Source organism: Rheinheimera sp. UJ51, from assembly GCF_020819615.1.
In the GTDB taxonomy this organism is placed as follows: domain Bacteria; phylum Pseudomonadota; class Gammaproteobacteria; order Enterobacterales; family Alteromonadaceae; genus Alishewanella; species Alishewanella maricola.
Genome location: NZ_JAJHOG010000003.1, coordinates 238,447 through 258,244 on the forward strand (window position 1 = coordinate 238,447; position 19,798 = coordinate 258,244).

Annotated in this window: 16 protein-coding genes; 6 read left to right on the top strand and 10 right to left on the bottom strand. The window is 35.7% G+C overall.

The genetic code is table 11. From position 1 onward, the window contains the following. Positions 1-90: 90 nt before the first annotated feature. Positions 91-924: an endonuclease/exonuclease/phosphatase family protein gene (locus LMJ53_RS05110; protein ID WP_229585101.1), complete on the bottom strand. Its 834-nt coding sequence runs from the start codon at positions 922-924 to the stop codon at positions 91-93. 404 nt (positions 925-1,328) lie between these two features. On the opposite strand from LMJ53_RS05110, the gene tviB reads away from it, so the two are divergent. Both tviB and LMJ53_RS05120 read left to right on the top strand, forming a co-directional pair. Continuing rightward, the gene (gene tviB / locus LMJ53_RS05115) at positions 1,329-2,615 is read left to right on the top strand and encodes a Vi polysaccharide biosynthesis UDP-N-acetylglucosamine C-6 dehydrogenase TviB (RefSeq protein ID WP_229585102.1); all 1,287 of its coding nucleotides are present in this window, start codon (positions 1,329-1,331) and stop codon (positions 2,613-2,615) included. 15 nt (positions 2,616-2,630) lie between these two features. After that, positions 2,631-3,650, top strand: coding sequence for an SDR family oxidoreductase (locus LMJ53_RS05120; RefSeq protein WP_229585103.1), 1,020 nt, complete (start codon positions 2,631-2,633; stop codon positions 3,648-3,650). Positions 3,651-3,684: 34 nt separating this feature from the next. Here the strand turns inward: LMJ53_RS05120 and LMJ53_RS05125 are convergent, their stop codons facing one another. Beyond that, positions 3,685-4,776: a GNAT family N-acetyltransferase gene (locus LMJ53_RS05125; protein ID WP_229585104.1), complete on the bottom strand. Its 1,092-nt coding sequence runs from the start codon at positions 4,774-4,776 to the stop codon at positions 3,685-3,687. A 38-nt stretch (positions 4,777-4,814) separates the two neighbouring features. Next, positions 4,815-6,314, bottom strand: coding sequence for a lipopolysaccharide biosynthesis protein (locus LMJ53_RS05130; RefSeq protein ID WP_229585105.1), 1,500 nt, complete (start codon positions 6,312-6,314; stop codon positions 4,815-4,817). 101 nt (positions 6,315-6,415) lie between these two features. On the opposite strand from LMJ53_RS05130, the gene LMJ53_RS05135 reads away from it, so the two are divergent. From LMJ53_RS05135 to LMJ53_RS05145, 3 genes are read left to right on the top strand one after another with little or no spacing between them, the layout of a single operon-like run. Beyond that, a complete protein-coding gene (locus LMJ53_RS05135) occupies positions 6,416-7,573 on the top strand; it encodes a glycosyltransferase (RefSeq protein WP_229585106.1) in 1,158 nt (385 codons plus the stop codon). A gap of 47 nt (positions 7,574-7,620) precedes the next feature. Beyond that, positions 7,621-8,943, top strand: coding sequence for an O-antigen ligase family protein (locus tag LMJ53_RS05140; protein ID WP_229585107.1), 1,323 nt, complete (start codon positions 7,621-7,623; stop codon positions 8,941-8,943). A gap of 38 nt (positions 8,944-8,981) precedes the next feature. After that, positions 8,982-10,469 (top strand): oligosaccharide flippase family protein, encoded by a 1,488-nt coding sequence (locus LMJ53_RS05145; RefSeq protein ID WP_229585108.1) that lies wholly within the window; start codon positions 8,982-8,984, stop codon positions 10,467-10,469. Between the two features lie 21 nt (positions 10,470-10,490). On the opposite strand, the gene LMJ53_RS05150 is transcribed toward LMJ53_RS05145, so the two are convergent. Then, positions 10,491-12,203, bottom strand: coding sequence for a hypothetical protein (locus LMJ53_RS05150; RefSeq protein ID WP_229585109.1), 1,713 nt, complete (start codon positions 12,201-12,203; stop codon positions 10,491-10,493). A gap of 124 nt (positions 12,204-12,327) precedes the next feature. On the opposite strand from LMJ53_RS05150, the gene LMJ53_RS05155 reads away from it, so the two are divergent. After that, on the top strand, positions 12,328-13,686 hold the full coding sequence (locus LMJ53_RS05155) for a phenylacetate--CoA ligase family protein (RefSeq protein WP_229585110.1): 1,359 nt from the start codon (positions 12,328-12,330) through the stop codon (positions 13,684-13,686). A gap of 40 nt (positions 13,687-13,726) precedes the next feature. Here the strand turns inward: LMJ53_RS05155 and LMJ53_RS05160 are convergent, their stop codons facing one another. Genes LMJ53_RS05160 through LMJ53_RS05185 form a run of 6 tightly spaced genes read right to left on the bottom strand, consistent with a single transcriptional unit; the run spans position 13,727 to position 19,764 of the window. Next, the gene (locus LMJ53_RS05160; protein ID WP_229585111.1) at positions 13,727-14,815 is read right to left on the bottom strand and encodes a glycosyltransferase family 4 protein; all 1,089 of its coding nucleotides are present in this window, start codon (positions 14,813-14,815) and stop codon (positions 13,727-13,729) included. Then, positions 14,812-15,807: a polysaccharide deacetylase family protein gene (locus LMJ53_RS05165; RefSeq protein WP_229585112.1), complete on the bottom strand. Its 996-nt coding sequence runs from the start codon at positions 15,805-15,807 to the stop codon at positions 14,812-14,814. The genes LMJ53_RS05160 and LMJ53_RS05165 overlap by 4 nt, the downstream gene beginning before the upstream one ends. 10 nt (positions 15,808-15,817) lie before the next feature. Continuing rightward, positions 15,818-16,990: a hypothetical protein gene (locus tag LMJ53_RS05170; RefSeq protein ID WP_229585113.1), complete on the bottom strand. Its 1,173-nt coding sequence runs from the start codon at positions 16,988-16,990 to the stop codon at positions 15,818-15,820. Next, the gene (locus LMJ53_RS05175; protein ID WP_229585114.1) at positions 16,987-18,132 is read right to left on the bottom strand and encodes a glycosyltransferase family 2 protein; all 1,146 of its coding nucleotides are present in this window, start codon (positions 18,130-18,132) and stop codon (positions 16,987-16,989) included. Before LMJ53_RS05175 ends, LMJ53_RS05170 begins: the two co-directional genes overlap by 4 nt. After that, a complete protein-coding gene (locus LMJ53_RS05180) occupies positions 18,132-18,644 on the bottom strand; it encodes a serine O-acetyltransferase (protein WP_229585115.1) in 513 nt (170 codons plus the stop codon). Before LMJ53_RS05180 ends, LMJ53_RS05175 begins: the two co-directional genes overlap by 1 nt. Before the next feature lies 1 nt (position 18,645). Beyond that, the gene (locus tag LMJ53_RS05185; RefSeq protein ID WP_229585116.1) at positions 18,646-19,764 is read right to left on the bottom strand and encodes a glycosyltransferase; all 1,119 of its coding nucleotides are present in this window, start codon (positions 19,762-19,764) and stop codon (positions 18,646-18,648) included. Between the last annotated feature and the right edge of the window lie 34 nt (positions 19,765-19,798).

The following is a 19,798-nucleotide window of genomic DNA, read 5'->3' on the forward strand; positions in this document are numbered from 1 at the left end:
AAACACGCATCATTATGGCTTAAAAATAAGTTAAACCTAGGTTTTATTACAAGGGTGTACAATACAATGAATAACAGCGTTACGCTTAGGTTATTTAAATGCAAACTCTAGTATTACTGGTTTATGATCACTGCCCAAAGCTTGCTGCACTTCGGCATGTATAGGGCGTATTTTTGAGCCTGTTAAAATATGATCGATTCGGCTACCAAATAACCGACTATTTTTAGTGTACCCTATACCAAATCCTACTTTATTAAAAGCGTTTGACCACTCTGACCAATACTGTTGATAAATTCGGCTTTTTTGCGTTAAGTTAAAATCACCACCAATCATCGACAATCCTTGATCAACACTTATTAACTCAGATGTAACCATACTTTCAAACACTTGGTTTTTATAGGCTCGAGTAATTGCAGAGTAATTGCTAAGCGGGGCATGCAGTAATTCAAAACCGTGTCGAGGCGTATTTAAATGCAGGTTTACTAGATCCACTTCAACCTCATCCAAAGTTAATAAATAGTGTGCAGCGTAATGACCCCAACCTTGTAAGGCTCTTCTGTCTAAATATCTCACCACCTGAAAGTCATGTTGACTTAACAAACAAAGATTGCCGTGGCAATCCAAGGTTAAGTTTGCAGGTAGTTGTTGATTTAATGCCGCCGGGGTACTTTCTTGTAATAATAGCGCGTCGAGGTCTTCGTTTTGATACCAAGCAATGATGGCAGCAGCATTAACTCGACCGCTGGCTACGTTAAAGGTGGCTATTTTATAGGTGTGGGTAGCTGAATTAACATTAGCTTTTGGATCCATAGCTAGGGAGAAATCGAATAGAACCACAACATTAGCTATCGTAGTTAATACAATTGAAATGATGAAGGATTTACTCGGCTTTTTTCTGAATAAGCAGAGAGGAAGTAACAGCAAGACTAGCCAACGTGGCGCATAGTCTAATACCGCAAATAACGGCTGCCATGTTAGCGGCAAAGGTGCATAAAGCGCTAACCAAAGACAAAAACTCGTAAAAATATATAACACAGGCTCGTTGCCAACTTAGAAGAATGAAATTAACTATTACAAGTTAAGGTAATAAACAAAGCATAGCAACCGCTATACAACCCTAAACCTGTGTTTAGAAGAAAACAACTTTATAACCAGTATTCACATCATGCTAAGGCAGGATTTTCATGTTTTAGCTTGCTTTTTAACAGCTGAATGTGTCAACCTAAACGACTATAAACTTCAATGTAAATGCGGGTTTTGTGCGATTCTAGCCTAATTCTCAGCATATTTTGTGTGCCAAAGCGTATCTGGCAAATTCAGGATGATATATGGACAGCAATTTTTCGTTAACAGGGCTTAAGATCGCAATTATTGGTCTCGGTTATGTGGGTTTGCCACTCGCGGTTGAATTCGCTAAAAAATATTCTACATTGGGTTTTGATATTCACCAAAAGCGCATTGATGAGTTATCAGCGGGGCAGGATCGCACTTTAGAAGTTTCTACCGATGAACTAACTGCTGCTACTTATCTTGAGTTCTCCTCTAATATCGAAGCTTTAAAAACTGCTAACTTTTTTATTGTAACTGTGCCTACGCCGATAGATCGGCATCGCCAACCTGATCTCACACCGCTAATCAAAGCTTCTGAAACATTAGGCAAAGTAATTAAACCAGGCGATATTGTGGTGTTTGAATCAACAGTGTATCCCGGCGCGACAGAAGAAGACTGTGTACCCATTATTGAACGCGAATCTGGCCTTACATTTAATAAAGACTTTTTTGCAGGTTACAGCCCTGAGCGGATAAACCCTGGTGATAAAGAACACCGGGTTACCACGATAAAAAAAGTAACATCTGGCTCAACGCCAGAGGTGGCAGAATTTGTTGATAATGTCTATGCCAGCATTATTACTGCAGGTACTTATAAAGCCAGCAGCATAAAAGTGGCTGAAGCAGCGAAAGTGATTGAAAATACTCAACGTGATTTAAATATTGCACTGGTTAACGAGTTAGCGGTGATATTTAGTAAATTAAATATCGATACCGAAGAAGTGTTACTGGCTGCCGGCACGAAGTGGAACTTTTTACCGTTTCGCCCTGGTTTAGTGGGCGGGCACTGCATTGGTGTAGACCCGTATTACTTAACACATAAAGCCCAGTCTATTGGCTATCACCCCGAGGTGATTTTAGCCGGGCGGCGCATTAATGATGGTATGCCAAAGTTTGTGGTGTCTTCCTTAGTTAAAACTATGCTAAAAAAACGCATTCAGGTGCAAGGTGCCCGTGTACTAGTAATGGGTTTAACCTTTAAAGAGAATTGCCCTGATATCCGTAACACTAAAGTGATTGATGTGGTTCAAGAATTAGCAGATTACGGCATGCTGCCGGATGTGTTTGACCCTTGGGTAGCCGCTGCTGAAGCTAAGCATGAATATGGTATTGAACTAATTACCGAGCCAGAAGCAGGGCACTACGATGCGGTAATACTGGCTGTTGCGCATCAAACTTTTAAAGATTACGGTACAGAGCACATCCTGTCTTATACCAAAGAAAACCATGTGTTATATGATCTTAAATATATGCTCGACCCCGCTAAAGTTGAACTTCGCTTTTAATTTCAAGGATAAATAATGACGTTTTACCAGCAGGCGCTGAATAACTTACTAACTGAACCAAAGCGGTGGTTAATTACCGGTTGTGCCGGTTTTATCGGTTCTAATCTTCTTGAAGTGTTACTTAAGCATAATCAGTATGTAGTAGGTTTAGATAATTTTGCTACGGGTTTTCAGCGTAATCTTGATCAAGTGCAAGACTTAGTTACGGCCGAACAATGGCAACGTTTTCAATTTTTACAAGGCGATATTTGTAATAGTGATGATTGCGCTAAAGCCTGTGAAGGCATTGATTATGTGTTACATCAAGCGGCACTGGGCTCAGTTCCACGTTCAATTAGCGATCCTGCGCGTACTAATGCTAATAACATTAGCGGTTTTCTAAATGTGCTTATTGCCGCACGAGATGCCAAGGTAAAATCTTTTGTGTACGCTGCTTCTAGTTCAACTTACGGGGATCACCCAGCACTGCCGAAAGTAGAAGAAAACATTGGTAAGCCGTTATCGCCATATGCGGTAACCAAGTACGTGAATGAACTTTATGCCGATGTGTTTTCTCGTACTTACCAATTTCATTGCACTGGCTTGCGTTATTTTAATGTGTTTGGCCCAAGACAAGATCCTAATGGTGCATATGCCGCTGTTATCCCTAAGTGGACAGCCGCGATGATTGCCAACGAAGATGTGGCTATTAATGGCGATGGCGAAACCAGCCGCGATTTTTGTTTTGTTGCCAATGCTGTGCAAGCCAATATCTTAGCGGCTGTTACACCCTTAGCGCGCAGTGAAGTATTTAACGTGGCAGTGGGTGATAGAACCACCTTAAACCAGTTGTTTGCCGCCATCAAACAAAACCTTCAGCAGCATAATATACATTACGACAAGTCAGCAGTTTACCGTGACTTTCGGGCAGGTGATGTTCGCCATTCACAGGCTGATATTAGCAAAGCAAATAAGCTTTTAGGTTATCAGCCTGAGTACCGTATCGCGCAGGGGCTAAAGATAGCTATGCCTTGGTATGTGGCTTTAGGTGCATAACCGTTGTATTTGATATATAGAAAGGGCTATAAATTTAGCCCTTTTTAAAAAAAATTCTTACTCGCAACATCAAATTTCTAAGTGGTTTAATTGCTGAAAACCAGTATGCGACATAGCTTATCGAATAGACTTTAGTATCTGTATTTACATATTGTGCTTTGTAACTGTTTGCTTTCCCTGCCATCAAATCATAAAACTTGATCTGCTTTTCTCTTGCATGACGCATTGCAATAAGATGCATCGCTACGCCTGTATTGAGTAGAGGGCTGTTTTCATTAATGCCACTTTGATAGTAATACAGCGTATCCTGATGATAAAACCCATAAAAAACAGCGATGCACTCTTCTTGAATAATAAGTTTAAATAAAAGTAATTGGTTCTTATTAAGCAGAGCAGATGCTAAATCTAAATGAAACTGCCGAAAAACTTGTGTGGTAAAGGCCCCAGGCTTACCACGTTTTTGCCATTGCAAAGTATGTAACTCAATCAACTCATTAAAATAGTCCATAATTTTAAAGTCTTCATCGCAGTATGCGATCTGTACATCTTCTCGTTCAGTAAAGCGCCGTGCTTGTCTGCGTAAAGTAGTATGCGGAAATTGTGATATTTGTTGCTGTTCACTAGTAAGAACATCAAGCCTAAAGCGTTTTCCGATGAGCTGCTCTTGGAGTTGCCACCCAAATTTTTTATAGCTTTTCAACCATTGCATGCATAAGGAATCTGGCAAAACATGTTCAAAACTAATTTTTACGCAGCGGTTAAGTTGCTCAACCTGTTCAGTAAAAAGCTTTAGCGATTCTGAAATATACAAAGGGTTAATAATGAAGTCTTGGAACTCACTAGCTACTTCAGCTTTTTCAGTTTCTCCTGTGCCAATAAAGCGTAGTTCATAACCAAAATGAACTTTTTTCAAATATAATGGATAAAATGCTACAGGAACATTATCTTTTGAGTGCAAGCTTAAATACAAGAGATCTAAGTTGTTAATGTTTTTAGTTATCCAAGTGTCTAGCCATAAATAAGAAACGCAAAAACTAATGTCAGTTAGTGGTTTTAAATGTTCGCATATCTTATCTAATCCATTTATTTTGTAGTTTTTCAAATCAAAAATGATCAGTTCAATCATAATTTTTTATTTCTTATGTTTTGTATTGAGTGATGATATTAACGTGATTTTTTAAATATTTTGGACTTAATTAGGCTAATTAATTTTTCTTCTAGGCCGTCAGGTTTGTTTTGAAGATGCCAAATTGAGAAAGAAAAAGTTAAATAAAAAATCACTGAAATTACTATTTGGGTTAGCAAATCTATTAAAGGCGTTGATAATTCTAATGATAATAAATAGAATGTCGCAATGTACATGAATAAAGTTGATAATGCGGGCCTGAATATAGACTTTGAAATATTAAATAAAGATATTCTTATGAATTTTTTTAAAGTTATCTTAGTAATAATTAACATCATTATAGATGTTAAAATCAGCGAATAGCCAACACCATCAACTCCATAAAAAGGTACTAGAATGTATATAAAACCATATATGCTAAATACTTTACATACACCAAAATAAAAAGGGATTTTGGGTTTACCCAAAGCATTAAAAACATAGCTTATGTTGCTGTATAAGCCTGAAAACAAACTTGCTACAGCAAGAAGTTGCATAAGGTAAATAACATGAACCCAACTTTGACCTAATGCTGTTGAAATCAGTTTTGGCGCAATAAGAGCAATACCTATAGCAGCTGGTATTGTAATACTACTTGAAAGAGATAGCGTACTTAGATATGCCACTCTGAGCTCTTTTAAATTAGATTGGAGTTTACTGTAAACAGGAAAAGAAGCTTTGTTGATGGGTGCGGCGACTTCCATTGAGGGAATTGTTGAAATTTCATTAGTCATAGTATAAGAACCAACCGCGGAGGTTCCTAACATTTTACCTATTACTAAATTGATAAGTTTTTCATTTGCATAATATAACGCGTTGTTTAGAATCAGCCATTTGGAAAAGCTCATTAACTTTTTAGCCGATTTCAAGCCGAATTTTGAACGGTGTGGGTGCATGAGGTAACTTGCTAAAAAAGATATGAAGTTTCCAAATACAATACCGATAGCCAAAGCCCAGTAACTTTGAAGTGTATAAGCTAAAAATACTATAACAAAAAAATTGATGAATTTTGGGATTACTTGATATTTCATTTCTTTTTTAAAGTTTAGATCCTTTTGAAAATTTATTACACCAATATTACTAAACCCATTTAAAAGTGCGGTAAGGGAAATCAGATATATTAAATTTTCGAGTCTTAAATCTTCAAAATACTTTGCTATATAAGGAGATAATATTATCAACAAAGCAGCAGAGACAACGCCAAATAAAACTTTAAAAGTCCACGCTGTATTGTAGTCATCGTCATCTGCATCACTTTTTTGAATTAGTACAGTGGCTAGACCGAAAGAGCTGAATAACTCTATAAAGCCATAAATTGCCATTGCTATAGCAATTAAACCAAAGTCTTCCGGTGTTAGGAGTCTAGCAGTTATAACAATACTAACTAGTCCAATTGACTTTACTAGTAGTCTTGTTAAGATCATTAAAAATGACGCGCTAAATAACTTTTTATGAATGTTTTCTGTGAGTTCTAAGTTTATTTTATATTCTTTGATCATTATGTTACCGTTGCAATTTTGGATAATCGTAAAAAAATTAATCAAATAAATTTAATTATTATCATATAATACCATGACTAAATTTGAGTTGATTTTTATTTATGAAAAAAAATGTATTAATGATAGCTAGTGAATTTCCGCCTTGTGGTGGTGGAGGTGTGGGCAGGATTTCAGCAATTGCTGAGTCATTAGTTAAAAATGGTTTCCGCCTAACAGTCATTACTGCAAATAAGGAGCATTTTTCGATTCTTGACGATTCACTGATGTTCAGTCATAAAAATTTGGAGATTGTAACTGTTAATTCCTTTCCAATTAGAAAAATTCTTTGGAGAATTCGTAGATATATCCCCTCATTTAAATATTTAGACAATTATTCATTATGGAGTGTACTAGCTAAAATAAAAATCAATTCGCTTCAAAAAATAAAATCTTTTGATATGGTTATATCAAGTTATCCAAGTAAATCTAACCATTCAATTGCCTTTTTTATATCTAAAAAATATGATATACCATGGGTTGCTGATTACAGAGATCCTCCATCTTTTTTATATGATAGCTCTCAAAGCAAACAAAGCTGTTTTTACAATTATGCCAAACAAGCGATGATCAATTGCGTTACTACTAAAAATACAAAAGAAATGATATCTAGTAATTTACAAGTGGCACATGAAAAAATACACGTTATTCAAAATGGTTGCTCAGAAATTGCTTCTACAATTAATCAAACAAAACCTAATAATGGAATTTTTGAACTAGTTCATACGGGTTCTTTTTATGAAAATGGCAGGGATATAAATCAACTTATAGAGGCTATTGATTTACTATCAATTCCATTGAGAATGAGGTTTATTGGTGATGAACCATATAATTCAACTAAGGAATTATTGCTAAAAATGAATAATTCAGAACGAATTGAATTTATAAGCTATATGAATTCAGATGAAGTTTTAAAGATTTCTGCAGCATGTAGTGCACTTATTGTAGTTCAAGGCGAGCTCTTTACCAATCAAATACCTGGTAAAATATTTGAATATCTAGCGCTCGAAAAACCAATTTTACTTATCAGTAATGAAGGCAGTTCAACACATCTGCTTACATTGGATGAACCAAATGTAATATTCGCTCAGTATGGGAATGTTGATTCAATTAAACTTGGTTTGTTAAATTTGACGATTCATAAAACAGTTGAAATTGATCGAAAGAAATATACAAGAGAAAAAATGGCTAAAAATTTTATTAGTCTTCTAGATTCAATATAGATTTAGTTATTTTTATAAGCAAGTAAAATTAAAAATGAGTAAGAATTTTGAATAAAAACCAGCTTTTTAATAAAGATATTGATAATCAAAACTCTAGTATTGTCTTTTTTATACTTTTTTTTTACTCTTTATTAGTTCTTATAAGACCACAAGATTTCTTAACTACATTTCCTGATTTTCCTCTTGTAATGTTAACGACAATTGCATGTTTTATATTAATAATTTCTTTTCAACGACCTTTACGTTGGGCACCTCAACAAACATTACTAATATCATTATTACCAATTGTCAGTATTTCAGGTTTTTTGAATGGATGGGGGACAAAAGGAATTATTGAGTCACTTAATATTGCATTTTATCTGATGTTGCCTTTATTCTTTTTTGCCACAGTTATATCAACAAATTTAAGACAAAAAAGCATTATGTTTGTGACTATTGTTGCATCACTTTTTATGGTGCATAACGGGTGGGTCCAACAAAACAGCATTGATGGATATGGTTGGACTGGTACCCAAGCAGTAGGTGGTGACTTAAGAAGAATTGTATATGTTGGTATTTTTCAAGATCCTAATGATCTTGGCATGTTATTAGTAATGAATATTCCTTTTTTAGTTTATTTCTTTTACAACGGCGGATTTATATCAAAGTTTTTATCATTTTCGGTTTTTGGAGTATTTTTGTATGGTATTTACATAACGGGATCTAGAGGCACAATACTGGGTACTGCAGCTTTGTTTGGTTTTTATTTATTACTCCGTTATGGTGGTACACGTTTAATTATATTTGGTATCGTGTCTGGTCCAGCAATAGCTACTCTATTATCTCAGTTTGGTGGTTTAAATTCAGGGGAAGCATCAGCTAGAGGCCGTCTTTATGCCTGGTACGATGGCATTCATTACTTAATAAGTAATCCTATTTTCGGTATAGGTAAAGGTAACTTTGCTGATTGGCATGGTCGAACAGCACATAATTCTTATATTCTTGTTGCTGCAGAACTCGGCGTTATTGGTTATACCTTATGGGGCGGCGCTTTAGCATTAACGGTATATATAGGTTATAAAATTTTTAAATTACCTGTTGAACGTTTTGCTAATCATCCTCAAAAAGTTTTAATTCTTGATGAATTAAAACTCAATACTGCATTATTCTTTTCAATGATTGCTTTTATGGTAACCGCTTTTTTCCTTAGCCGCTCATATATATTATTACTTTTTATTTTCGTGGGAATGAGTGTTGCTTCACATTACAGAGTGCTTAAGTATGTTCCTGAATTTAAAGAACTAATGACTACAAAATTCGCATTTAAGTGTGGTTTAGCTTCTTGGGTAATGATTTTAATGGTTTATTTTGCACTTAAAGTATCACTTTAAGCCCATTGCTAAAAATAAATAACTATATTGAGTTAATATTGAAACGTCTATTAATAAGCAGCTCGTTCTACAGAGCTTTAGAGGCAATTTGGGCTGCTGTGACTATGCTTATAGTAACACCTATTGTTATTAAAGCACTTGGTGCAGAAACCTATGGCTTGTGGTTACTCATTTTGTCTAGTGTTGGTTTGTTAAGTTTTTTTGAGTTAGGTTTCGCAAGTGCAATTCAACGTCGTATGGCACAGTTAATCGAGAATAATGACCTAATTCGATTGAATAGTATCTTTAGCAGTGCATTTTTCATTTTTCTTATCTTAAGTATTATCGCTTTTACTTGTGTGATGCTCATTGCAATAAACCCACTAGTTTTAGGTGTATCCTTAAATAACCAGTCTACTGTTTTTAATGCTTTATTTTTGTTGAGTATAAAACTAGTATTTGATTTTGTAGCGAATTGTTTTCATGGTATTTTTAGTGGTCACTTGAGGTTTGATATTGATTCTAAAGTTTCTATTGTTGCTATAACAATAAAAGCTATACTGATGGTTATGCTCGTACATAACTATGGTTTTATATCACTAGTGTTGATAACACTCTTTGTTGACATATCTGTACATATCATAAAATTTATCATTGCCTATCGAATTCAACCTAGTTTGACTTTGTCCTTACCGATAAATTTCAAAGATGATTTGATTGACTTAACCCACTACGCAAAGCATGTTGTTTTTATCGAGCTTTCACGTCTAATACAAGATAAGTCTGTAACGTTATTCATTAGTCATTTATTTGGTCTTGTAACAATTAGTATATTTTCAATTGCGGATCGTTTAATACGGCAAGCATACTCTATGATTCAGACTATTACGGGTGTTTTACAACCTTTTCTTATAAGAAAATTAGAGAAAGGTGAACTTAGTCAATCTTTGATGCAAAGCTCAATGCTTATACACACTTGGCTCTGTTGTGTGATTTTCTTACCAGTTATGCTATGTGGCCCTGCTTTTATAATATTATGGGTAGGCAGTGATTTTTCCGAATCAGCAGATTTACTACATATTTTTGTTTTAGCTTTTTTTTTAAAAGTGTTGGTTTCTCCAATATCTCATCTACTATTAGCCCACGCTAAACATCAAAAAATTGCTTTTCTAGAAATTACAGCTTCGATAATTTATATTACATTATTAGTTATTTTAGGAAATGAATTCGGTTTAGCTGGTGTTGTCTGGGGAGGCGTCTTAGCGTCATTGTTGGTGCACGTTTTTGGTTATGTGTTTCTTGCACACAAAATTTTAGGTATTAAGTTTACTATTGGTATCAGTATAATTGTTAAAACACAAATGATTTTTTGGCTAACTTATTTTTCTAATAACTACTTTGAACTTTTCAGTATGGAAATGACTTGGTTAGAACTAGTTTTCTCTGTATTTACTTGTACTTTATTCTCAGTATTAGTTGGGTTTTATTTTATATTAAATAAAGATTTAAGACGTTTATTACTATTTTTGATATCTGAAAAAAATTAGTCATATGATATTTTATATTTGCTAAAACTGCGGCTTAATCCAAAACCATGTAGCAACAGAATTTGAACGGTATTGCCAGTTAAAAGCTCTGTAATTCTTTCCAATTGAACCTGAGCAATCTTTTGTTTTGTTATCCAACCAGTGTAATAGTATTTTTTCTATCCTTGCTTCTAATCTTATTTTATCTTTGGTATTCATTGAAAAGTAATAGGCAAGTGATAAAGGAAGTATTACTTCTATATTATGTTGATCTGTATACGATTTTTTGTTGTGGTATTCTGCTATTATTTGTTTATTTGCCACGCTTGATGCTGAATACAGTAACTCAACAGCGTCATTATCTTCACCTGTGCAAGCCAGGCGCGCTTTAAAACCTGCTCTTCTCAAGTAATTAGCATTTATTCCTTCTCCATCAACGTAAGTTGAGGCAAAGCCATGCTTGTCTATTGCATTACCAAGTTTTTGTAGCATATCTGCTATTTTTGCTTGTTCAGTTATTTGATATGCATGCCATAAAAAATCTGCAATATTTTCACTCATCCACGGTGAAAACCTAAAGTTATCTGTGTCTGCTTTTTTAGCATTATTTGTTTTTGCTCTGTTTTCATGTACTAACCATGAATGTTCAAACGCGCCACTCTTAGGTGTCCAGCCATTATTTTTTTCCCATTCACTTACGTTGTTTTGCATTTGATGCAAAGTATGTATTCTTTGTTTTAAATGATTAAGTATTCTTTTATCGGCATTAATTTCATAAGCAATTACTTCAGTTAAACCGGTTAAGCCAGCAGCACGCTCTGTAAAGCCTTGGTTCTCTTTGGTAATCGGTTCTCTGGTATTGTACTGGTAATTACCTAGGTCAGCTTGTAGTGCCATATTGCTGATTAATTCGCTGTCCCATTGACTGTTATCGCCTAGTAACGCCCAAGCTAATTTTGCGGGTTGGGTATAAATATATTTACCGTCCTGACATGCAACGGTCTTAAATTGCCAACAGCCACTACCACCATTTGGAGCTGGTTTTGTTTGATCATTTCTGACATATAAAAAATAAAATTGTTTTGATAAAAAGGCTTCTTTTAAAAATGTTAATTCGCCAGTATTTAGATAGGCTTTAAATAATGCGGATGATCTGTCAAATAACCATTCCCCATTTGTACTCGCGTTGTAATCTAACTTTTGTACTAAACGTTTGAATTTTTTTCCAATCAATGATTTCAGTTGCGGTTGTCTTTTAGATATAACGTTGTAAGGAGGCACTATGTCGGTTGTTGAAAGATAAAACGGATCATGTAGCGCGAATACTCTCGGATAATACAAGTAAAACTTATCAGCGCCGGCTTTTACCCAGCCTTGTTCTGGTGGTGTTTTCTTGGGTATCCTTGTTGCTTGATGAGTGTGTTTTTTTATGATCAGTTCAGTTTCATTTAATTGATTGCTCATGTTAAAATTTGTTAATTGGATAGTTACTGAACGTAAAGAGTTATCTAACCAGTGCCAGCGTAAGCCTTCTTCTATATAAATATTTTGCTCAGTTCCGTTATAAAAAACGCTAATATCTTTGATGTCGTAAATACTCGATCTTGCTAAAGGCAAACCGAAAGTTATCACTTCATTTTTTTTACCAATAATGTCTGAATCGAGCTTTAATTTTATTATGGTTTCAAAACTTTCAACTTTTGTACATGCCATTATTAATAAAGACAAAATTAAAAATTTAGTTATTTTAATCATCTTTGCAGCCTTTTCTTGATTAATCTTTAGCTTTCTGAGTATTGTAGCTATACTTCTATTGCTATATAAAACATACATTAAGCCTTAATTACTTTGTAGCTATTTCCTAAATAGGATAAGACATATGCTTTATCAAAAGATTTTTTTTAACGTTTTGTATCCATTTTATGAAGGTATAATTAAGCGGCGGAAAACTTTTTCTTATTACCGCAAATATATGCAAAATGAAACTGTAAGCCGTGACGAATTGAAAGTCCAGCAACTTAAAGCTTTAAAAGATTTACTTGAGCATTGCTATAGTAATGTGGCCTATTATCGCTCTAAATGGGATGAACTTGGTTTTAAACCTTCAGACATTCAGACCGTTGCCGATCTAGAGAAAATTCCATTATTAACAAAAAGTATTATCCGTGAAAATTACGATCAGTTACGAGCTTCTACTCATGAAGGTATTAACATAACAAAAACCTCTGGTGGTTCTACTGGTGCTCCGTTCAAATTTGAGCATGACAGAGAAAATTACAATCGTAGGCAGGGAGTCATCTGGCGAGGATATGGCTGGTCAGGCAGTAAGACTGGTGATAAGACGCTTTACTTTTGGGGAACACCGGTTGGAAGTCTGTTAAAAGGGCATAAAATTAAAGATGCACTTTATAACTGGTTTTATAATAGAAAAATACTGAATGTTTTTTCTATGTCAAAGGATAATATCCAGACCTATGTTGATGCTGTTAATGATTTTAAACCAGATGGTATTGTTGCTTATACTGGGCCTCTGTATGAGATTGCTAAATATATAGTTGATAATAATGTTCAAGTTGCAAAGGTTAAATGGCTGATCGTTGGTGCAGAGCCTCTTTTTGATGTTCAAAGGGAAGTTATAGAGAAAGCTTTTTCAGCCCCGTTGTTTAATACCTATGGTTGTAGAGAGTTTACGCTAATAGCTGCTGAATGTAAGGAAAAAACTGGTCTTCACATTAATGATGATCATCTTGTTGTAGAAATTACAGATGATAGTGGTTTAGCAACTAAGGACGTTGGAAATATTGTCATTACTGATCTTTATAATTATGGCATGCCGCTAGTTCGCTACGTTAATGGTGATATAGCAAAACTTAAAGATAACCCATGTCCGTGTGGTCTTCCATTTTCACAATTATCTTATATTGATGGCCGTCGTTTAGATAAGATAGTTACAAAGTCAGGCAACCTTTTACCAGGCGAATTTTTCATATATATTTTAAAAGATGTCGTTGGTATTGATAAATTTCAAGTAATTCAAAATGCTGTATCAGAAATTGATTTGAAGATTATTAAAACTGAAAAGTATGATGCTAATTTTGCAGAAACCTATGTTAATCAATGCCTGATTGATACCGTTGGTGATGAATTACTTGTTAATTTTTATTATGTTGATGATATTGCATTAACGGTTAGTGGTAAGCATAGGGTAACAGTTTCTAATATTGTAGAATCTCTATAGAAGGAAAGGCTAAATTTATTTAGCCTTTCTTTATAAAAGGTTAGCTATTGGTTGAGTATATTTTATTATATTTGTCTAAAGTCACATTTAGTGAATAATCTATAGCTATAAAGTTGTATGCATTTTCTTCTATGCTGTATAGTAAATGTCTATTGTTGTATAGCTCAATTAAAATACTGCTTAGTGTTTTAGTGTCTGCGTATTCAAACAACATACCTGTAGTCTTATGATTAATAAGTTCAGGATTTCCACCAACGTTAGTTGCAACAGTAGGTATAGAATTTGCCATCGCTTCCATAATAGCAAGTGAAAGACCTTCCATTTTAGAACACACAACTTGAATATCGATTTTACTGTAGATTTGGTTCCGGTCTTTTACAATACCATGAAAAACTATTTTCATAGATTCAAGATGTTGTAATGCATATGTATTTAGTTTTTCAAATTCACTTCCATGTCCGAAAAAATGCAATTCAAATTTACATTGTTGTTCTGTTGTCATCTCAGCTAAGGCTTGTAATAGGTATTTTTGGCCTTTAATCGGATCCATTCTGCCAATTGAGCCTAGTCTTAAAACATTATCTGCTGTTTTTTTAATTTTAGATTTAGGCGGAACAATAATACCGTTTTTGATAACGGTAGATGAAGATAGAGGCCAATTATGATTTTTATGAAAGACATCACGTGCATCATTTGAGACAAATGTTATGTGCTTTACAAAAGGCTTGATTAATTGATGTATTAATTTCCAGATTTTTGTCGCGTAAGGTGCTGCGCCATGTCTTGTATAAATTATTTTCGTTTCTTTTGGTAATAACCAAAATACAGGAAGTAAAAATTTCATTAGTGCAGGGCTGTGGAAATGCAATATTGTAATGTTGTTGCTTTTAACAAGTTTTATAAATTGATTGTATTTATACCAACGTGAATTGCCTGTAGCATGCGTCACGCTAATATTGAGTTTCTTCGCTTCGCTAACTAATGCATCATTTTCAGTACCTAGACTATAAATTGATGAGGATGTTCCTTCTTTGTTCTGTAAATGACAAATATCAATGGCAAGTCTTTCTGCACCACCAAGATTCAAGCTAGAAACTCCATGAAGAATATTTAATTTTTGATTGTTCATTTTCGATTTATCCATATTTTAAATCGAAATTTATGTAAGTTATCATTGTCTATACAGATTCTGTATAAATTGAAAGGATCATTTAGTGTTTTATTGATACCGGATTGATTGTTAAAAGCGAATAAGTATCCAGCTTTTTGGCAAAGTTTTTTCGATGTATCGTTATAACAGTATGAGCTTCCAACAGGGTAAGCAAAAGCAGAAATTGTTGATGCTATTTCCTCTTCAATAATTTGTTTGGATCTAGTAATTTCATATTCTTGTTCATCCTCTGCTAGGCTTGTTAAAATTTGATGACTGACAGTATGCGAGCCTATTTCCATATTGTTAGCGGTCATCGTTTTAATGTTTTGCCATGACATAAATAATGAGGGTGTGTTTTTTAATAATTCTGCTTGTTTAGGTAATGCGTTGTGTAATTCTTCAAGAACTTTTGGGATGTTGTTTTTTCTCTGTCGTTTTGTGTTTTGAATATAATGTTGAATTTGACTCTCAATAATATTTTCATCAAGTAACATAGTTGATGAATTATCCGGCAAAGTTACCGTACTCCCGACACTGCGGCGCAGCATGAATGTTATTTCATCCCACCAAGCAATTTTTTTTGAATTAATTAGTGATGTTGAAAGGAAGAAAAGTGCAGGGACTTCGTGTTTTTTTAAAATTGGGTAAGCGACTGTGTAGTTATCAATGTATCCATCGTCAAAAGTAATTAATGCTAATCGTTCATCGATATTTTTTTTATATTGAAGCTTTTGTTCTAGTTCGTTAGTAGTAACGATCCTAAAGTTTTGTTTTATATCAATTATTATTTTTTCGAAAGCAGTTTCCGAGCAAGAAAATACATCCCTTGCAAACTCACTATCTTGTTTTGAACCAATGCGGTGAAAATTGAAAACATATAAACCATTTGGCAGTAATCGCAAGATTAGTTTATCTATTTGGAAATGGATAACTGTTTTTTCTATTATTTTTCTTATTGTATTTTTCATGAGCTACTTCTTAACTATTCAGTTTAAACGATGGTTTAGCTAAGATGAAATCACGGTATTTATTTGGGTTTCCTGACATGTCGGCTTCTGCTGCTTTAGCAATGTTATACATTTCACGAGCAGATACATAATGTAAAATATATTCTTCGCCATCGTTGTATTGCGTTTCTAAGTAGCTATGCAAAAAGTCACGAGGTTCACCTAACAAGGTATTCATATCGCCTTCTTGTGCACCGTGGGTGTGTACTTTAATAAATACCCACTCTGGGCGGCCTTTAACGTGGATGTTACTGTTAACCCATTGGTCTATTCTGCTTTTTAGTGGCGGAGCCGTTTTGCGAACATCACTATTTTCAATATGCGGCATACCGCTAGGCGTTCGCCACTCAAAGTTTAATCCAATGGGGCCTTGTAAGATCATTAAGTCACCCGTTGCGGTTTTATTTACTTCCACATCGATGCCATTATTATGCGATTTACATTTGCCGTCTTGGCCGGTAGCGTAATAAATACTGTTAATTTTGCTGGTTTGAGCAGGGCTTGGTGCACAGGGCAGGGTCATATCTATATAACAACCTGTCTCTTTTAACACTTTAAGCTCGTTATTTACGCCACAATGTTTACCATCAGGTAGTGAATTGTCTAATGACCAATTACCATGAATAAAGGCATATTGAATTTGTCTTGTTGTAGGGTTTAGCGGTAATGCGCCATGTTGTTCATGTAATACTTTGGCAAAGCCAGTTAGTGTGTTGCTAAGATTCTCTGCGGTATCATCTTCATGGTGTAAATGGATTTCTATTTCTCCAAAGCCTCTAGCACAAAGATCGGATAGTTTGGCTAGGTGTTCATGCCGGTATTCTTCTTCAGGATAAAAGAATACATGTTTTGGATAATGGCCATCAGCGTCGCGGTGTTTTTCTGCCATTTTGGGGTAATCGTTATACCAGCGATCAACTCTGGCGCGTTCTAGTTCGATATCGTTTTTGTTTTTCCATTGCGGCTCAAAATGGTCGACGAAACAGAATAGAATATGTTTTGGGCCTTTAACCTTTGGCTTGGGTTTTAAACACTGCCACAGATAAGCGCCAATCCAGTTGTGCATATTTTTTTGTTTCAGCACAAAATAAACAGCTGCAAGTATTAGCGTAATTAAAAGCACAAACAGCAAAACCATTGTCATTTTATTTCTCCTTGTCTTGCTGTTCTTTTCCAGCCGCCGCGTTCGTTATTTCGAATAAAACGCACAAACCCAAAGGCTAATGCTAAGTTCATTGATACAAAGAAGCTAATAATTTGAATTAATTTACCCACTTTAGCACCTTTATTTATCTGATAGGTTCCTATTACTGCGATTGCATAGAAAGTGATTTGCCCAACAAACAGTGTGAGATATAAAGGCGAGCTGATAAGCAACATATTGCAGATTAAGGCGAGTAACAGCAGGTGAGGTGCAAACCAGCGTAAAACCTTGTGCGACCAATAACACAAGCTGAAAAGACCTTGTGACGGTGATAGTGCCCATAAGGTACTGCTAAAGGCTCGGTAATTACCAAGGCCAATTCTTACTCTGCGGCCAAATTCGTCCTGTAAGGATGGAGCAACTTCTTCATAAGCAATCGCTTTTTCGTTATACACAATATCGTAATGTTGTTTTTTGATGTTCATGACGATACAAAAATCATCCACAACAGTGTTAGCAGCCAGCGGTTGGAATAGCTCACGTTTAATCGCATAGATGGCACCATTAGCACCAAGTAGCGCGCCGAGTGTCGATTCTTGCCGCTTTAAAAATTGTTCATATCGCCAATATAAACCATCGCTATTTTGATTACTGCCTTCGGTAACTAAGTGTAGTTCACCGCAAACGGCGCCAATATCAGGTGTAAAACTTAACATAAGTTGCCGAATAGCATCAGTAGCAAATTCGGTATTTGCATCTGTTAATACTAAAAATTCTGCTTTAGCATTTGCTACTAAGTCGTTTAATACGGCAATTTTGCCGCGATTTTCTTCAAAACAGAAAGGCGTTATACGTTCATCGTTGAAAGCTTTGATCAATACTGCGGTGTTATCACTACTGCCATCTGATGCGACTAAGATACGCAGGTTACCTGGGTAATCTTGCGCTAAAAGATTGTCTAAGCGTTGCGTGATACAAAGCTCTTCGTTATAGGCAGACAAGATCACATCCACGTCTGGCCAATGTTCAAAAGTTTGCGGTTGTTGCTTTGTGGGTTTAGCCAGATATTTTAGTAATATTGGGTATAGCACATAGGTATAGAGCAATAAGCTTATACTTAGCCAAAATAAAAAAATGCTCATTATTCAGCTCGCTTACTGACTATTTTGGCCGGGATGCCAACGACGGTAACATTATCAGGCACATCTTTAACTACTACGGCATTAGCGCCAATTTTTACATTGTCACCAATTTTCACATCACCAATAATTTTTGCGCCTGCGCCAATAAAGATATTATGCCCAAGCACGGGTGCTTTACCTCTTTCATCACCGATCACAACACCACTTTGAATAATAATGTTGTCGCCACCCGTTACTTTAGAGTTAATGATGATACCGACAGGATGCATCAAAATTAGCCCGGGGCCAAAGCGGCAACCAGCACCTAGCATACAACTATTCAGTATTTTATTAAGCCATAAGAATATTAAGGCGAGTGGCTGCAAGTGATGCCACTGCAGCCAACTGGTCAAACGGTATAAAAAGTTGGCCGAGCTGCCATCACTCAGAAAAGCACGAAGTAGCGATGTGCTGTAGCCTTGTTGTTGGAAATACTGCTGTTTATAGCGGATATCTCGTAAAAAAATACGCATCTTAGTCCATCCGGCTAATAAAAGTATCAACATTTTTTGGCCAACTAAACTGTTTGGCATGTTGTAATAAGGCTGTTTTTGACCACTGGTGCTGCAAAGCTTTATCTATGGCAACGCTCAATGCTGCGCTATTTTTTGCGGGGACTAATATCCCGGTTTCTTCGCTAACTACTTCGGGTATTCCCCCCACATCAGTAGCAATGGCAGGTACGCCGCTAGCTAGTGCCTCTAGCACTACATTAGGTACGCCTTCACGATAGCTAGGTAATATTAGTAATTTGGCTGTGCGCAGTCTCGCTGCAACTTCTTGCAAGGGGAGTGCACCATGTAAAAATACTTGCTGTTCAAGCCCTAGCGCTTGGATCCGTTTTGCTAATTTTTGTTTTTCGGGGCCTTGGCCAATCAAGTGTAACGAAGGAAAGTGTGCATTTAAGCAGTTAACTCTGCTTTGATGATAAGCCTCTAATAACTCATAAACGCCTTTTGTGGTCAATAAATTACCAATAAAGAGGATGTCTGCTGTTTGCGCCTCTGTGGTTGCAGGGTAAAAAATGTTTGGGTTAACACCATTATAATTTATACAAACCTTAGCTGGAGCAATGCCAATGGCTATGAGTTTGTCGGCTAACGCTTTGCTTGCACAAAACACCGTTTGTGCTTGGTTGAGCCAATATGCCATTTGCTTTCTGCGTGCTGCGAATTCAGTATTTTCATTAACATCAGTACCATGTGCTTTAACCAGCACTTTGGCATTAAATTTTTCGGCTAACATTAAACAAGCAATAGCATCAGGGTAGGCCCAAGAGGCAATGATGTGGCTAGGATTACTTTGCTTAATCCATTTGCGTTTAAACCAAAGCGAAATAGCCTGAAAATAAGGCGTTAACCTACGACCGAACCGCGGTAAGTAAAAGTAGGGCACGTAGCAACGCTCTGTGTTATTGCAACAGTCTTTTCGATGTTTTAGCCATTCTAACCAAGGAACAAGAATCATGATTCGAAACGGAAATTGTTCCGCAAGCAAGGCAAACTGCTGTTGATTAAAACTGGCGCGGTGAGGTGCCCAAGGTACTGGGAACAAATTAGTTATAGCCAGTAGAGAGACGGATTCTTTTTTCATCTTCTCATTCTCAGCTTGTGACACAATTTGTTTC

Bases quoted from the DNA above. Each gene is read 5' to 3' on its own strand.
- LMJ53_RS05120 (WP_229585103.1), top strand. From the start codon at position 2,631: ATGACGTTTTACCAGCAGGCGCTGAATAACTTACTAACTGAACCAAAG.
- LMJ53_RS05135 (WP_229585106.1), top strand. From the start codon at position 6,416: ATGAAAAAAAATGTATTAATGATAGCTAGTGAATTTCCGCCTTGTGGT.
- LMJ53_RS05160 (WP_229585111.1), bottom strand. From the start codon at position 14,815: ATGAACAATCAAAAATTAAATATTCTTCATGGAGTTTCTAGCTTGAAT.
- LMJ53_RS05155 (WP_229585110.1), top strand. From the start codon at position 12,328: ATGCTTTATCAAAAGATTTTTTTTAACGTTTTGTATCCATTTTATGAA.
- LMJ53_RS05175 (WP_229585114.1), bottom strand. From the start codon at position 18,132: ATGAGCATTTTTTTATTTTGGCTAAGTATAAGCTTATTGCTCTATACC.
- LMJ53_RS05125 (WP_229585104.1), bottom strand. From the start codon at position 4,776: ATGATTGAACTGATCATTTTTGATTTGAAAAACTACAAAATAAATGGA.
- LMJ53_RS05165 (WP_229585112.1), bottom strand. From the start codon at position 15,807: ATGAAAAATACAATAAGAAAAATAATAGAAAAAACAGTTATCCATTTC.
- LMJ53_RS05170 (WP_229585113.1), bottom strand. From the start codon at position 16,990: ATGACAATGGTTTTGCTGTTTGTGCTTTTAATTACGCTAATACTTGCA.
- LMJ53_RS05180 (WP_229585115.1), bottom strand. From the start codon at position 18,644: ATGCGTATTTTTTTACGAGATATCCGCTATAAACAGCAGTATTTCCAA.
- LMJ53_RS05185 (WP_229585116.1), bottom strand. From the start codon at position 19,764: ATGAAAAAAGAATCCGTCTCTCTACTGGCTATAACTAATTTGTTCCCA.
- tviB (WP_229585102.1), top strand. From the start codon at position 1,329: ATGGACAGCAATTTTTCGTTAACAGGGCTTAAGATCGCAATTATTGGT.
- LMJ53_RS05130 (WP_229585105.1), bottom strand. From the start codon at position 6,314: ATGATCAAAGAATATAAAATAAACTTAGAACTCACAGAAAACATTCAT.
- LMJ53_RS05150 (WP_229585109.1), bottom strand. From the start codon at position 12,203: ATGATTAAAATAACTAAATTTTTAATTTTGTCTTTATTAATAATGGCA.